Source organism: Bacillus sp. NEAU-Y102, from assembly GCF_054788175.1.
The window spans coordinates 200,483-215,182 of record NZ_JBTWFK010000006.1 but is presented as its reverse complement, the minus strand read 5'-3'; the positions used below and the strand labels follow the sequence as shown (position 1 = coordinate 215,182).

The window sequence follows — 14,700 nt, the reverse complement described above, 5'->3', positions numbered from 1 at the left end:
ATTATGAAGAAAGTGTATTTTGCTACGAAAGCAGATGTGGAAAGATTACATTCTTTTTTCGGACAAGCTAATAAAAAAGATGATAAAATAAATGAGTTGTACGCACAATTTATGATTTTGGAAGAGGCGGAAGAAATACGAGCTGTAATTGGTTATGAACAAAGTGGGGAAGATGTACTTATTCGTTCTTGTTTATTCACACCTCATGTGGATAAACAGACTTTCTTATATTTTTTTGAAATGTTTTTGCAGTATATGAAAGAAAAAAGTGTTCAACAATTGTACTTACTAACAAACCATCCACAATCTGTACCGATCTTTCAGTTCTTTGACTTTTTTACTATAGAAAAGGATGAGGTTCCAGAGGGTATTCAACAGTTAGAACATTTTTGTAAAAATATAAAAGAGCAGAATGCAATAATACTAAATTGTCAGCTATTCACAAAGTTATCCACGGATTAATTGGGTTTATCCACATTTTGTGGATAAACCTTGTTTGTCTTTTGGATAAATCTCATAGTAAACTAAAAATAGACAAGTATTTAAGGGTAGAAAAGGACGTGGAAAAAAATGCATACAAATATGTGGGTTGTGGATAATGTTGTGGAAAGAAAAAAATATTATCCACAGTTACAAGAAGCAGCAAAATTATTAAGAGAAAATGAGGCGGTTGCTTTCCCTACGGAAACAGTATATGGGTTAGGTGCAAATGCGATGGATGATGAAGCAATCGCGAAAATTTTCGAAGCGAAAGGAAGACCGAGTGATAATCCACTCATTGTCCACATAGGTACAAAATCTCAGTTAGATGGGATTGTGAAAGAAATTCCACCAGTTGCAGAGAAGTTAATGGCGCATTTTTGGCCAGGACCATTAACAATTATTTTGCCGAGAAAAGAAGGGATTTCAGAGAGGGTGACGGCGGGACTTAATACGGTTGGGGTAAGAATGCCTGATCATCCAGTTGCACTTGCTCTTATTGAAGAGGCGAATGTACCTGTTGCGGCACCAAGTGCGAATCGTTCAGGGCGTCCAAGTCCAACACTAGCTTCTCACGTATATGAAGATTTGAATGGGAAGATTGCAGGTATTGTTGATGGTGGTGCAACTGGAGTAGGCGTTGAATCAACTGTAATTGATTGTACAAGCACGGTTCCAACAATATTACGTCCAGGCGGGATTACGAAAGAACAATTAGAAGCGGTGATAGGTACCGTTTCTTTAGATCCAGCTTTAAAGGATGAGAAGGAAAAACCGAAATCACCTGGAATGAAATACACACATTATGCGCCGAAAGCACCACTTAGTATTGTTGAGGGCTCACGTGAGTTTATTCAGCAACTTGTGGATGAGAAAAAGGAAGAAGGATTTAAAGTAGGCGTATTAACGACGGAAGAGTATCAGCATGTATATAACGCAGATGTTATATTGTCTTGTGGTGTTAGAAGTGACTTAGCTAGCGTTGCGACTAAATTATATGATGTACTTAGAACATTTGATGCAAGTGAAGTGGATGTTATTTTTAGTGAGTCGTTCCCTAATGAAGGAATAGGAAATGCTATTATGAATCGTTTAACAAAAGCGGCAGGACATCATATTATTATTGAATGATAAGGTAAGGTTAGCAAACAGAATATTTCTCCTTGGATAAGCATATTGTGAAGTAGCACGTCCAAGGAGGGGCATGAATGACGTTTGAACAGCTAATACCTTTAATAATTATGGCATTCGCCTTAGGGATGGATGCGTTCTCGGTGAGTCTTGGTATGGGGATGATGCCCCTAAAGTTAAGACAAATCCTGTATATTGGTATGACGATAGGGATATTTCATATTATTATGCCGTTTATAGGGATGGTACTAGGTCGTTTTTTATCAGAGAAGTATGGAGATATTGCACATTTTGCGGGTGCTATTTTATTAATCGGACTAGGTTTTTATATCGTATATTCGACCATTTTACAAAATGGAGAGACTAGAACTGTCCCTATTGGAATTAGCTTATTCGTATTTGCATTTGGCGTTAGTATAGATAGTTTCTCAGTAGGGCTTAGTCTTGGTATTTATGGGGCACAAACAATCATTACGATATTACTTTTTGGATTTGTTAGCATGTTGTTAGCGTGGATTGGTTTATTAATTGGTAGACATGCGAAAGATATGCTCGGTACATATGGCGAGATAGTAGGTGGCATCATTCTAGTTGGATTTGGATTATATATCCTTTTTCCTATATAATTTTATGTAGGAGGGAATTATGAACAAGCTATTGGAATGGTATGTTAAGTTTTTAACCTTCTTTCCTCGATGGCTAAGAAGGCTTATAATTTGGGGTATTATTTTGCAAATTGTAATTTTAGGTTGGATTAAGTTAATTCGCGAATAGTAAGATAGCTCCTTTCTGTGCATAGTTTTGTTTGTACTATATTGATTGCGCTAAAAAATTACACATATAGAAAGGATGAGATGAATGACAAGATTGAAGCAAGTTTTTGGTATTATTATTAGTTTTTTTGTTTTTTGGTTTAGTATGCTCGGTGTACAAATGTTTGCTGAGTTTTTAGATATTGAGTCATTGAAATTTGTTGCGGGAAAGACTGAGGCGGCGCGTGCTTTTTACTCTCCGTACCCGTTTTTAATTGTTTTTCTTATTACGCTGCTTTCCCTATACTTCTTCGTAATTAAGCTAGGGAAACCGAAAAAAGAAAAACTCCCTACTTTAGAGGAAAAGAAGGAAGAATTACAATGATAAAATCCCCTGCTAAAAAGCAGGGGATTTTTATGTTTGAGTGATGGCAGGAATCGATTCTGAGCGAGCCGCTTCCGCTTTTAGATATTATCCAGTTCCAGCGGCTAGAATGGTCGGTGGCTTCGCGTCTTCCTGTGAGGCAAAAAGCGCCTCTACGTCAGAAGCTCCATCCCCCTCTCATTCTGAGCGAGCCGCTTCCGCTTTTAGATATTTATCCAGCTCCAGTGGCTAGAATGGTCGGTGGCTTCGCGTCTTCCTATGAGGCAAAAAGCGCCTCTACGTCAGAAGCTCCATCCCCCTCTCATTCTGAGCGAGCCGCTTCCGCTTTTAGATATTTATCCAGCTCCAGTGGCTAGAATGGTCGGTGGCTTCGCGTCTTCCTATGAGGCAAAAAGCGCCTCTACGTCAGAAGCTCCATCCCCCTCTCATTCTGAGCGAGCCGCTTCCGCTTTTAGATATTTATCCAGCTCCAGTGGCTAGAATGGTCGGTGGCTTCGCGTCTTCCTATGAGGCAAAAAGCGCCTCTACGTCAGAAGCTCCATCCCCCTCTCATTCTGAACGAGCCGCTTCCGCTTTTAAACTGGCCTAACCAGTTCAAATTGTTCTCCTAATTTTGCATAGTTGTGTCCTGCTAGGCGGCTTATTGGTTTGAGTCCTTCTGCGTGAATGCGCCCTTTTTCATATAGATGCTCGGCAACGTGGAAACGAACGACGCGTCCAATTAGTAGATCACAAGCTGGTGAGTCTTCTGTTCCACCAAGTGGAATTGCACGTTCTAATATACATTCCATTCGAATATTTGCTTCTTTTACACCTGGAACAGAGATGACTTCACTTTCAATTGGTGTTAGTTTTGCTAGTTCAATTTCACTTTCATTTGGCGGGAGATTAGCTGCTGTTTCGTTAATTGCTGCTACATATGATTCGTCAGAAATATGTACGACAAATTCACCTTTTTCAATTGCGTTTCGGGAAGTGTCCTTTCTTTCTCCGGCTTTTCGTTGTACAGAAACAGAGATAAGTGGTGGATTAGCAGCGACAATATTGAAATAACTATATGGTGCGCCGTTTAATACACCGTCTTTTGTTACAGAAGTAACGAATGCGACAGGGCGAGGGATGATACTTCCAGTAAGTAATTTGTAATTATCTTTTTCAGTTTGTTCATTTGGATTAATGGATAACATGCTTGTAATCCCCTTTCTAAATATGAATACTTATTGTTTGTTTACAAGATATCGGTGAGAAAATCCTGCTGGAAATAATATTTTGTTTCATAAAAAGAACTTACTTCAATTGTAATGAAGTAAGTTCTTTTTCAAGAATCTCAAGATTGAGATGAAAATTAAAGTAAAACGTATGCGCCAGGTCCGATTAAAGCTACACCAACAGCAACAGCGATTAACATTAAATTATATTCATATCCGTTTTGTGTCACCCAGTAACCATTTTTCCCGTGAACAGTGAAGATAGCCATTAACATTGTTCCAACGATAAATAATGAGCCAACTATAATGAAAATACCTGATGCAAATAAGAAACCACCTAGTAATTCAGTTGCACCAGCCATAAATGCCATAAATACACCAGGACGTAAACCGATTGATTCCATCCAGCCACCTGTTCCTTTTAAACCGTAACCGCCGAACCAACCAAATAATTTTTGAGCACCATGACCCATGAATGTAATTCCTATAATAAGACGAATAATAAGAAGACCGAAATCCATCATTTTTAAAAACCTCCTAAAAGTTATTAACTTACCTTATGTAAGTAATGATAAAATAGTTACTTACTTTAGTCAAGCGGATTTTGAAAAAAGTTTGAATTAAATTTTACAAATTAACAACAAAAAACAAAATGTAGTAAAGACCTCTAGACAAGTTGGGCAAAAAAAGAGAAAATATAAATAGAAGTTAACTTCTTATTGTTATTCAGACAATCAGAATTGACTGGAATTTTGTGAAGCGCTACAATAAGAGTCTATTAGTAATGACGTAATTTATTTCGAAAGCGTTTTTACAGTATAATATTCGAAGTATGAAGTCTTACATGTATCCCGAGCTTTACTAGGGATTGCCCTATAAACTTTTAGGTAAATTATAAGGAGGACTATCCTATGTTTAAAAAATTATTTGGTCTTGGTTCAAAAACAAATGAAGAAACAATCGTAGCTCCATTAACTGGAGCAGTGAAAAATATTGAAGAAGTACCAGATCCAGTATTCGCTGGTCGTATGATGGGTGACGGTGTTGCAATCGATCCTACTGAAGGTGTAGTTGTATCTCCAGTTGATGGTGAAATCGTACAATTATTCCACACAAAACATGCTATCGGAATTAAAGCGAAAAACGGCACAGAAATTTTAATCCACGTTGGATTAGAAACTGTAAAAATGGAAGGCGAAGGTTTCGAAGCTCACGTTTCTGAAGGCCAAGCTGTAAAAGCTGGAGATAAATTAATCTCATTCGACTTAGAATTAATCCGTGAAAAAGCGAAAAGCACAATTACTCCAATCGTTATTACAAACACAGATGCAGCTGAGTCTATTAAGACAACTGTAGGCGTAACAGCTACAAAAGGTTCAACAGAAGTAATGAAAGTTACAATGAAATAATTGCTGTATAAGAGGAATCCGTTTCGTATGAAATGGATTCCTTATTTTTGTTGCATATTCAGTAGGTATGTTAAAATACTCTGGGCACTTGGAAATAGGGTTTCACATATATGTGGATAAGGCGCATTTTTCTTAGAAAAAATATAAGAGAACTGCGCTTTTTGTATATTCACATTTCTTTTGTTCTATTCTAATGTAAGTTATGATGAGTGGTAAGAAATCGAATATAGGGGTGGGGTTGGATGAAACGAGTGTTATTTGTTTGTACTGGCAATACATGTCGTAGTCCGATGGCTGAGGCGTTGCTTCGTCATCACGGAGGAGATAGGTTTGAAGTGCAATCTGCCGGTGTTTTCGCCTATCCTGGGAGCGATGCATCGGTATATGCGAAGGAAGCTTTAGCTGAAAAAGGGATTTCAATTAATCATGCCGCGCAGCAAGTAAACGAAACTTTGCTTGATTGGGCTGATATTGTCGTAACGATGACAGAAAATCATAAACACATTGTACTTGGGCATTATCCGAGTGTTGAAAAGAGATTGAATACGTTATATGGATTAACTGAAGGTATAGGTAAGGACATTTCAGATCCATTTGGAGGCTCGCTTTCTATTTATAAAAAAACGTTAGATGAGATGGAAAAACTTGTACAAACTTTACTGAAAAAACATTCAGTAGGTTGATGTTTCGTGTATAATACGATATTGGAGATCACTTCGTCCTATTGAGGTAGCGAGTGTGAAATGAAGATAATTGATTGAAACTTTGGAGGGGTAAAAATGAAAGTAGTAATAGCATCTGATCACGGCGGTATGAATATCCGCAAAGAACTTGTAAGTTTATTAGAAGAGTTAAATATTGAATATATTGATTTAGGTTGTGAATGTGAAGCTGGTTCTGTTGATTACCCTGACTTTGCGTTTCCGGCAGCTGAAATGGTAGCGAACGGTGAAGTAGATCGTGGTATTTTAGTTTGTGGGACAGGCATTGGTATGTCAATCGCAGCAAACAAAGTAAATGGTATCCGTTGTGCGTTAGTTCATGATACTTTCAGTGCGAAAGCAACGAGAGAGCATAATGACACTAACATGCTAGCAATGGGCGAGCGTGTAATTGGTGCTGGTCTAGCGCGTGATATCGCAAAAATCTGGTTAACAACTGACTATGAAGGTGGTCGTCACGAAAACCGCGTAGGAAAAATTAAAACATACGAAACAAAGTAATAGATTCTAACTATTAGTAGTGTGAAATATAATTTGGTGAACCAACCTGTGAAAGGAAGAGGCGTAATGACAGAAATCGTAAAAGTAAGAGAACAGCTACAAATGTCGCTTTCTGATTTCCAAGAACAAGCTTCATTACAAAGCGGTCAAATTTTTGTAGTGGGTTGTAGCACGAGCGAAGTGCTAGGCGAAAGAATTGGAACATCAGGAACGATGGAAGTAGCAGAGGCGATTTTTTCTGAGTTAAAACAATTTCAAGAGCGAACAGGTATTGAATTAGCGTTTCAATGTTGTGAGCATTTAAACCGTGCTTTAGTAGTTGAGAGAGAAGTAGCGGTAAAATATCAATTTGAAATTGTAACAGTTACGCCTGTTAGATCAGCAGGTGGTGCATTGGGGACATATGCGTATCACAATTTGAAAGATCCGGTAGTAGTTGAGTTTATTAAAGCAGATGCAGGAATGGATATTGGTGATACATTTATTGGTATGCATTTAAAACATGTAGCTGTTCCGGTTCGTACAAGTGTGAAGGCAATTGGAAGTGCGCATGTAACGATGGCCAAAACACGTGGAAAACTAATTGGTGGAGCACGTGCTGTTTACGCGGTGACGGAAGAGACTACCACTTGCCGTTAAATATGAGAAATTAGGAAGTCATATAGTAGCTGTTTATCATAAGATAAAAGGTATGTTGTCTGACTTTATAGTAGAAGAAAGAAAAGACCGATTTTCGGTCTTTTTTTTCTTTTATGATATAGAAAGTCATGTTAGAATGTAGTTGAAAACATGAAGGTTCGAAAGAATTACAACCTGAATTTTCGTTTTTTCTGAATAAATGAGAAAAAACTGTTGGGAATCGATGTAATTCGTTCAGAAAAGGGGGATTTTGGTGGATCATTTAAAACGTCAAGATGAAAAGGTATTTGCTGCAATTGAGGCAGAACTAGGAAGACAGCGTTCAAAGATTGAGTTAATTGCTTCGGAAAACTTTGTAAGTGAAGCGGTAATGGAGGCGCAAGGTTCTGTTTTAACAAATAAGTATGCTGAAGGATATCCTGGAAAACGTTACTATGGTGGCTGTGAACACGTAGACGTAGTAGAAGATATCGCACGTGATCGCGTAAAAGAAATTTTTGGCGCAGAGCACGTAAACGTTCAACCACACTCTGGTGCACAAGCGAACATGGCAGTATACTTCACAATTTTAGAGCAAGGCGATACAGTACTTGGTATGAATTTATCTCATGGTGGTCACTTAACACACGGAAGCCCTGTTAACTTCAGTGGAGTACAATATAATTTCGTAGAATATGGCGTGGATGCTGACTCTCACCGTATTAATTACGATGATGTATTAGCAAAAGCGAAAGAACATAAACCAAAATTAATCGTTGCAGGTGCAAGTGCATACCCTCGTGTTATCGATTTCAAACGATTCCGTGAGATTGCAGATGAAGTGGGTGCATACTTAATGGTGGATATGGCACATATCGCTGGTTTAGTAGCTGCTGGCTTACATCCAAATCCAGTACCACATGCACATTTCGTTACAACGACAACACATAAAACGTTACGTGGTCCGCGCGGTGGTATGATTTTATGTGAAGAGAAGTTTGCAAAACAAATTGATAAATCAATCTTCCCTGGTATTCAAGGTGGCCCACTTATGCACGTAATCGCTGCAAAAGCTGTTGCGTTTGGTGAGACACTTCAAGAGGATTTCAAAACGTATGCACAAAATATCATTAACAATGCGAACCGCTTAGCTGAAGGTCTTCAAAAAGAAGGACTTACACTTGTTTCTGGCGGAACAGACAATCACTTAATCTTGATTGATGTTCGTAACCTAGAAATCACAGGTAAAGTAGCAGAGCACGTATTAGATGAAGTTGGTATTACAGTGAACAAAAATACAATTCCATTTGAAACAGCAAGCCCATTTGTAACAAGTGGTGTACGTATCGGTACAGCAGCTGTAACATCTCGTGGTTTCGGTTTAGAAGAAATGGATGAAATTGCGTCACTTATTGCTTATACATTAAAAAATCATGAAAATGAAGCTGCATTAGAAGAAGCACGTAAGCGTGTAGAAGCGTTAACGAGCAAATTCTCAATGTATCCAAATCTATAATAGATTGAAGAAGACTGCTGAAACGTAATTGTTTTGGCAGTCTTTTTTGTGGACATATATTATTTTTAAAGTATGTATACAAATGATGAATAAATTTTGGCGATATAATGAAGGATACAGCTCCCATAATTGGTAAAGATACTAGATAGATTCATCGTAAAATCATGATTTTGCCAAATTTGCCCTTGAATATTAGTAGCGTTTTCTTTACAATCGTAAATAGTGTAAAAAAGCGTGCAAACGCATGAATATCATCTAAAGGAGAGATTCACATGGGAAAACTGTATGTATTTGATCACCCGTTAATTCAACATAAGATTACATATATTCGCGATAAGAATACAGGTACGAAAGATTTTCGTGAATTAGTGGACGAAGTAGCAAGCTTAATGGCTTTCGAAATTACTCGCGACCTTCCGCTTAAGGATATTGAAATTGAAACGCCTGTAAGCAAAGCGACAACAAAAGTGATCGCTGGTAAAAAACTTGGTTTAATTCCGATTTTACGTGCAGGTTTAGGAATGGTTGATGGAATTCTGAAATTAATTCCAGCAGCAAAAGTAGGACACGTTGGTTTATACCGTGACCCTAAAACATTGCAACCGGTAGAATACTATGTGAAACTTCCAACGGATGTAGAAGAGCGTGACTTTATCGTACTAGATCCGATGCTAGCAACAGGTGGTTCTGCGGCTGAAGCAATTAACTCTCTGAAAAAGCGCGGTGCGAAACAAATTAAATTAATGTGTATCGTTGCAGCTCCAGAAGGGGTAAAAGTAGTACAAGAAGAACATCCCGATGTTGATATTTATGTAGCAGCATTAGATGAGAAATTAAATGACCACGGATATGTAGTACCAGGTCTTGGTGATGCTGGTGACCGTTTATTCGGAACGAAGTAAGACAACTGACGAGCAGGGGAGATTCCCCTGCTCGTTTTTTTTTGCTGTAAGCAAGTAGGGGAGGGGAGAGGATAAATATACATCGTATATACAACATAAGTTGCATACACATCACATATAATATAGAAGTCTTACGTCTGAGGAACACTATATTATGGAAGAAAAGCGTTATATCTCGAAAATATAATAGTGACAAACTTGTGAACATTTCCTTCTATTATAAAGAGAAAACTGTTAGAAATTGCATATATGTAACCAGTATTTAGAAGGGGAACGTTTTCATTTTTGGGAGGAAATGCCTAATACTCAAATTTTTAGATTTTTTACGATTTCTCGTTGACACTGTTAATACCCTATTGTATGCTAACAACGGGGATAGATGGTAGGGCTTTCAGTGACAAAAATACATCTATTCCGTGACGAAAATGTAAACTTTTTGTTTTGTATAGGATTTATGCAAAAAAATGAGTTATTATTAACACATCGTGAATGAGGGTTACATATTGGAGGGATGAATCCTTGCAAAAAAACGATCGCAGCCATATAAAAGCATATGCTTTAATGTCAGGAATTCTTGCTCAATTAGTCGGTTCTATACTTGTTGGAATCTTTGGTGGGCAGTGGATTGATAATAAGGTTGGAACGTTTCCATTGTTTCTTATTATAGGGTTATTACTCGGGTTAGGAACAGGGGTATACGCAATGATTCGACTCATTCGACATTACTATTCGGGAGAGCAATGATGATAGACGTACATGGACTTGTCCAAAGACAAAAGAAATATATGTACTACTTGCTTGCGCTTCTAGTGCTAGGATGGGGATTTAGCTCTTACAAGGATGTATTTCTTGGGCTGATTATCGGAACGATTTTCAGTTTTCTTAGTTTGCGCATCATTGCACGTAGAACAGACAAGCTGTTAGATCGCGTAACAAATGGAGAAAACGTGAAGTTTAAGGCGACAGCTGTAAGTACATATTCAAGATTCGCCACGATTGGGTTATTAATTTTATTTGCAGCCAAATATCAAGAGTTAATTGCGATGTGGGGCTTAGGTGTAGGATTGCTGACAGGATACCTTGTCATGATCATAGATTTTCTTTATTTAGAGTATAAGAGCAGGGAAGAGAGGTGAATTACTAGTGGAACACGGTAAATTAGTTAAATTTCTAGGTTTAACGTTCGATTTGTCATCAGTTATGATGGTTACTGTAGCAGCAGTTATTGTTTTCTTAATCGCTGTTATCGGAACTCGCAGCTTAGCCCTTCGCCCAACCGGGATGCAAAACTTCATGGAATGGGTGTTTGACTTCGTGAAAGGGATTATCAATAGTACGATGGACTGGAAAACAGGTGGACGTTTCTTAACGCTTGGCGTTACGCTTATCATGTTTATCATCGTATCGAACTTCCTTGGTTTACCATTCATGTATTCAGCAACTGAAGCTGGCGAACATATTGCATGGTGGAGGTCACCAACGTCTGATCCAGCAGTTACATTAACATTAGCCGTGATGGTAGTTACCCTCACCCATTATTATGGAATTAAGATGAAGGGTACGAAAGAGTATGTTAAAGGTTATTTCCAACCTATGAAATTCTTATTCCCATTAAAGGTTATTGAAGAGTTTGCTAACACATTAACGTTAGGTCTTCGTTTATTCGGTAACATTTATGCAGGTGAGATCTTATTAGGATTACTTGCTAAGTTAGGCGGGGCATCATTCCTTGGAGCATTAGGTGCGCTTGTACCGATGTTAGCATGGATGGGATTCAGTGTATTCGTTGGATCAATCCAAGCATTTATTTTCGTTATGTTAACGATGGTTTATATGGCTCATAAAGTAAGTCATGACCATTAATATAATTTAAGTAAGAAAAAATTTATTTTTTTATAATACAAAGGAGGACAAATTAAATGAGTTTAGGTGTAATCGCAGCTGCAATTGCAATTGGTTTATCAGCATTAGGTGCAGGTATTGGTAACGGTCTTATCGTATCACGTACAATCGAAGGTGTTGCTCGTCAACCAGAATTAAAAGGCGCACTTCAAACAATTATGTTCATCGGGGTTGCTTTAGTTGAGGCACTTCCAATCATCGGTGTAGTTATTGCATTCATCGTAATGAACAAATAAGGGAGACTCCCCTTACATAGATGGCGAAGAGTGTTTTTCCGAACTTTCTTCGCCATTGCTTTATGAACGAAACGTATGTCTTTTTTTTTCATATGATCAATTTAGATATTTTGAAGGGAGTGAATCCTTGTGCCAACTTTATTATTAGGAGCTGCCATTCCATTTGGAACGATTGCTTATACATTGTTCATTTTCTTAATTCTATTAGTAATGCTACGCAAATTTGCGTGGGGTCCTTTAATGGGAATTATGAAAGAACGTGAAGAGCATGTTACTAATGAAATCGACGCTGCAGAAAGAAGTAACGCTGAAGCGAAGAAGTTAGTAGAAGAACAACGTGAAATGTTAAAACAATCGCGTGTTGAAGCACAAGAGTTAATCGAAAGAGCGAAAAAACAAGCTGTAGATCAAAAAGATGTGATTGTTGCTGCTGCGAAAGAAGAAGCAGAATCAATTAAAGCATCTGCTGTACAAGAAATTCAACGCGAAAAAGAGCAAGCAATTGCTGCTTTACAAGAACAAGTCGCTTCTTTATCTGTTCAAATTGCTTCTAAAGTAATTGAAAAAGAATTAAAAGAAGAAGATCAAGTTAAGTTAATTCGCGATTATATTAAAGAAGTAGGAGAAGCGCGATGAGCAATGGGATTGTAGCAAAACGTTATGCTGTCGCTCTTTTTAAAATTGCAAAAGAAAAACACGTATTAGAAATGTTTGAAGAAGAATTACGCCTTGTACAAAACGTTTATGTAAAGAACGGGGAACTACATAGCTTTTTAACGCAACCAAACATTTCAAAAGAGCAGAAGAAAACGTTTCTTGCAAACGTATTCGGATCTGTTTCTGAATCAATTTTAAATACGTTATATATTTTAATTGATAACAAGCGTATTGATATCTTACCTGAAATTGCAGATGAATATGTTGTTCTTGCTAATGAAGAACGTAACGTAGCGGATGCAACTGTATATTCTATTCGTCTTCTATCTGAAGAAGAGAAGCTTAACATTGCAGAAGCATTTGCAAAGAGAACGGGAAAAGATGCAATTCGCGTGAAAAATGTTGTAGATGAAGATTTACTAGGCGGAATTAAAGTACGTATTGGAAATCGCATTTATGACGGAAGTTTACAAGGAAAATTAGCACGTGTTCAGCGTGAATTAATGAAGAATAGATAGGGGTGAAGCACATGAGCATCAGAGCTGAAGAAATTAGCGCACTGATAAAGCAACAAATCGAGAACTATCAGTCTGAAATCGAAGTTAGTGATGTTGGTACAGTTATCCAAGTTGGTGACGGTATTGCGCGTGCTCATGGTCTTGATAACGTTATGGCTGGTGAACTTGTAGAGTTCTCTAACGGCGTTATGGGACTAGCACAAAACTTAGAGGAAAACAACGTAGGTATTATCATTTTAGGACCTTACACAGAAATCCGTGAAGGTGACGAAGTTCGTCGTACTGGTCGCATCATGCAAGTACCAGTAGGAAAAGAACTAATTGGTCGTGTTGTAAACCCATTAGGTCAACCAGTTGATGGTTTAGGCCCAATCAATACAACAAACACTCGTCCAATCGAAAGTCCAGCACCAGGTGTAATGGATCGTAAATCTGTTCATGAGCCACTTCAAACAGGTATTAAAGCGATCGATGCTCTTGTACCAATTGGCCGTGGTCAACGTGAGTTAATCATCGGTGACCGTCAAACTGGTAAAACAGCAGTTGCACTTGATACAATCATTAACCAAAAAGATGAAGATATGATTTGTATCTATGTAGCTATCGGACAAAAAGAATCAACTGTACGTAACGTAGTAGAAACACTACGTAAGCACGGTGCATTAGAGTACACAATCGTTGTAACTGCATCTGCTTCTCAACCAGCTCCATTATTATACTTAGCTCCTTATGCTGGTGTAACAATGGGTGAAGAGTTCATGTACAATGGTAAACACGTATTAGTAGTATATGATGACTTATCAAAACAAGCAGCGGCTTACCGTGAGCTGTCATTACTATTACGTCGTCCTCCAGGTCGTGAAGCTTATCCAGGGGATGTATTCTACTTACATTCTCGCTTATTAGAGCGTGCAGCAAAATTAAGTGATGCAAGAGGCGGCGGTTCTTTAACTGCACTACCTTTCATCGAAACACAAGCAGGGGACGTATCAGCTTACATCCCAACAAACGTAATTTCTATTACGGATGGACAAATCTTCTTACAATCTGACCTATTCTTCTCTGGCGTACGTCCAGCGATCGATGCGGGTACTTCTGTATCTCGTGTTGGTGGATCTGCTCAGATTAAAGCAATGAGTAAAGTATCAGGTACACTTCGTCTTGACCTTGCATCTTACCGTGAGTTAGAAGCGTTCGCTCAGTTCGGTTCTGACCTTGATAAAGCAACTCAAGCGAAACTAAACCGTGGTGCTCGTACTGTTGAGGTATTAAAACAAGGATTACACAAACCGTTACGTGTAGAGAAACAAGTTATCATTCTTTACGCTTTAACACGTGGATTCCTAGATGATATCCCAGTAGTAGATATCACTCGTTTCGAAGAAGAATTCCATGCTTGGTTAGATTCTAATGCGACTGACTTATTAGAAGAAATCCGCACAACTAAGAAACTTGCGGATGACGACAAATTTGCAGCAGCAATTAACGGATTTAAAAAAGTATTCGTAGCTTCTGAGTAATAAAAGCGGAAGCGGCTCGTCCTGAATGTGAGGGGGATGGAGCTTCTGACGAAGGGGCGGTCTTTGCCTCGTAGGAAGAAGTGAAGCCACCGAACATTCAAGCCGCTGGAGCTAGATAATAATATATATAGGCATCTCAATCTTTGAGATTGCTGACGGTTATGTAAAGGAAAAGAGTAGGTGCACCTATTCTTTTCCTTCAATCATGAGCAAGAATATCTTGCAACGTAGATTAGGAAGAGG

General features: G+C 38.3%; 21 protein-coding genes. 19 read left to right on the top strand and 2 right to left on the bottom strand.

What is annotated here, in order from left to right:
* Positions 1-3 precede the first annotated feature (3 nt).
* From ACYFX0_RS17195 to ACYFX0_RS17175, 5 genes are all read left to right on the top strand, one after another.
* Complete coding sequence (locus tag ACYFX0_RS17195) at positions 4-462, top strand: GNAT family N-acetyltransferase (protein WP_000758437.1); 459 nt, start codon at positions 4-6, stop codon at positions 460-462.
* 108 nt (positions 463-570) lie between these two features.
* A complete protein-coding gene (locus ACYFX0_RS17190) occupies positions 571-1,611 on the top strand; it encodes an L-threonylcarbamoyladenylate synthase (RefSeq protein ID WP_000557357.1) in 1,041 nt (346 codons plus the stop codon).
* A 77-nt stretch (positions 1,612-1,688) separates the two neighbouring features.
* Positions 1,689-2,237, top strand: a complete 549-nt coding sequence (locus tag ACYFX0_RS17185) for a manganese efflux pump MntP (RefSeq protein WP_000142476.1) — start codon at positions 1,689-1,691, stop codon at positions 2,235-2,237.
* A 19-nt stretch (positions 2,238-2,256) separates the two neighbouring features.
* On the top strand, positions 2,257-2,385 hold the full coding sequence (locus ACYFX0_RS17180; RefSeq protein ID WP_261981994.1) for a hypothetical protein: 129 nt from the start codon (positions 2,257-2,259) through the stop codon (positions 2,383-2,385).
* An 84-nt stretch (positions 2,386-2,469) separates the two neighbouring features.
* The gene (locus ACYFX0_RS17175; RefSeq protein WP_000197471.1) at positions 2,470-2,748 is read left to right on the top strand and encodes a DUF3935 domain-containing protein; all 279 of its coding nucleotides are present in this window, start codon (positions 2,470-2,472) and stop codon (positions 2,746-2,748) included.
* 575 nt (positions 2,749-3,323) lie between these two features.
* Here the strand turns inward: ACYFX0_RS17175 and ACYFX0_RS17170 are convergent.
* Positions 3,324-3,935: a flavin reductase family protein gene (locus ACYFX0_RS17170; protein WP_000949048.1), complete on the bottom strand. Its 612-nt coding sequence runs from the start codon at positions 3,933-3,935 to the stop codon at positions 3,324-3,326.
* A gap of 158 nt (positions 3,936-4,093) precedes the next feature.
* Positions 4,094-4,480 carry a DoxX family protein gene (locus ACYFX0_RS17165; RefSeq protein WP_000968613.1) on the bottom strand — a complete coding sequence of 129 codons (387 nt, stop codon included), beginning with the start codon at positions 4,478-4,480 and terminating at the stop codon, positions 4,094-4,096.
* A 387-nt stretch (positions 4,481-4,867) separates the two neighbouring features.
* On the opposite strand from ACYFX0_RS17165, the gene ACYFX0_RS17160 reads away from it, so the two are divergent.
* The 14 genes from ACYFX0_RS17160 (at position 4,868) to atpA (ending at position 14,457) form a co-directional block, all read left to right on the top strand.
* Positions 4,868-5,365, top strand: coding sequence for a PTS sugar transporter subunit IIA (locus tag ACYFX0_RS17160; RefSeq protein WP_000473666.1), 498 nt, complete (start codon positions 4,868-4,870; stop codon positions 5,363-5,365).
* A gap of 242 nt (positions 5,366-5,607) precedes the next feature.
* Positions 5,608-6,048: a low molecular weight protein arginine phosphatase gene (locus ACYFX0_RS17155; RefSeq protein ID WP_460271022.1), complete on the top strand. Its 441-nt coding sequence runs from the start codon at positions 5,608-5,610 to the stop codon at positions 6,046-6,048.
* A gap of 96 nt (positions 6,049-6,144) precedes the next feature.
* On the top strand, positions 6,145-6,588 hold the full coding sequence (gene rpiB / locus ACYFX0_RS17150) for a ribose 5-phosphate isomerase B (protein WP_000869542.1): 444 nt from the start codon (positions 6,145-6,147) through the stop codon (positions 6,586-6,588).
* Positions 6,589-6,654: 66 nt separating this feature from the next.
* The gene (locus tag ACYFX0_RS17145; RefSeq protein WP_460271019.1) at positions 6,655-7,227 is read left to right on the top strand and encodes a TIGR01440 family protein; all 573 of its coding nucleotides are present in this window, start codon (positions 6,655-6,657) and stop codon (positions 7,225-7,227) included.
* A 253-nt stretch (positions 7,228-7,480) separates the two neighbouring features.
* On the top strand, positions 7,481-8,722 hold the full coding sequence (gene glyA / locus ACYFX0_RS17140; RefSeq protein ID WP_000349800.1) for a serine hydroxymethyltransferase: 1,242 nt from the start codon (positions 7,481-7,483) through the stop codon (positions 8,720-8,722).
* A 272-nt stretch (positions 8,723-8,994) separates the two neighbouring features.
* Entirely contained in the window at positions 8,995-9,624 is a 630-nt protein-coding gene (gene upp / locus ACYFX0_RS17135) for a uracil phosphoribosyltransferase (protein ID WP_000517539.1), read from the top strand.
* Positions 9,625-10,003: 379 nt separating this feature from the next.
* Positions 10,004-10,117 carry a DUF4024 domain-containing protein gene (locus tag ACYFX0_RS17130; protein WP_000232961.1) on the top strand — a complete coding sequence of 38 codons (114 nt, stop codon included), beginning with the start codon at positions 10,004-10,006 and terminating at the stop codon, positions 10,115-10,117.
* A 26-nt stretch (positions 10,118-10,143) separates the two neighbouring features.
* The gene (locus ACYFX0_RS17125; RefSeq protein WP_001171223.1) at positions 10,144-10,368 is read left to right on the top strand and encodes an AtpZ/AtpI family protein; all 225 of its coding nucleotides are present in this window, start codon (positions 10,144-10,146) and stop codon (positions 10,366-10,368) included.
* Positions 10,368-10,760, top strand: a complete 393-nt coding sequence (locus tag ACYFX0_RS17120) for an ATP synthase subunit I (RefSeq protein ID WP_071728322.1) — start codon at positions 10,368-10,370, stop codon at positions 10,758-10,760. The genes ACYFX0_RS17125 and ACYFX0_RS17120 overlap by 1 nt, the downstream gene beginning before the upstream one ends.
* A 7-nt stretch (positions 10,761-10,767) precedes the next feature.
* Positions 10,768-11,487, top strand: a complete 720-nt coding sequence (gene atpB / locus ACYFX0_RS17115; protein WP_000399879.1) for a F0F1 ATP synthase subunit A — start codon at positions 10,768-10,770, stop codon at positions 11,485-11,487.
* 56 nt (positions 11,488-11,543) lie between these two features.
* Complete coding sequence (gene atpE / locus ACYFX0_RS17110) at positions 11,544-11,762, top strand: F0F1 ATP synthase subunit C (protein ID WP_000052064.1); 219 nt, start codon at positions 11,544-11,546, stop codon at positions 11,760-11,762.
* A 129-nt stretch (positions 11,763-11,891) separates the two neighbouring features.
* Positions 11,892-12,398, top strand: coding sequence for a F0F1 ATP synthase subunit B (atpF, locus tag ACYFX0_RS17105; protein WP_001142615.1), 507 nt, complete (start codon positions 11,892-11,894; stop codon positions 12,396-12,398).
* A complete protein-coding gene (gene atpH / locus ACYFX0_RS17100; protein ID WP_460271014.1) occupies positions 12,395-12,937 on the top strand; it encodes a F0F1 ATP synthase subunit delta in 543 nt (180 codons plus the stop codon). Before atpF ends, atpH begins: the two co-directional genes overlap by 4 nt.
* Before the next feature lie 11 nt (positions 12,938-12,948).
* Positions 12,949-14,457, top strand: coding sequence for a F0F1 ATP synthase subunit alpha (gene atpA, locus ACYFX0_RS17095; protein WP_000027521.1), 1,509 nt, complete (start codon positions 12,949-12,951; stop codon positions 14,455-14,457).
* The last annotated feature ends 243 nt before the right edge of the window (positions 14,458-14,700 follow it).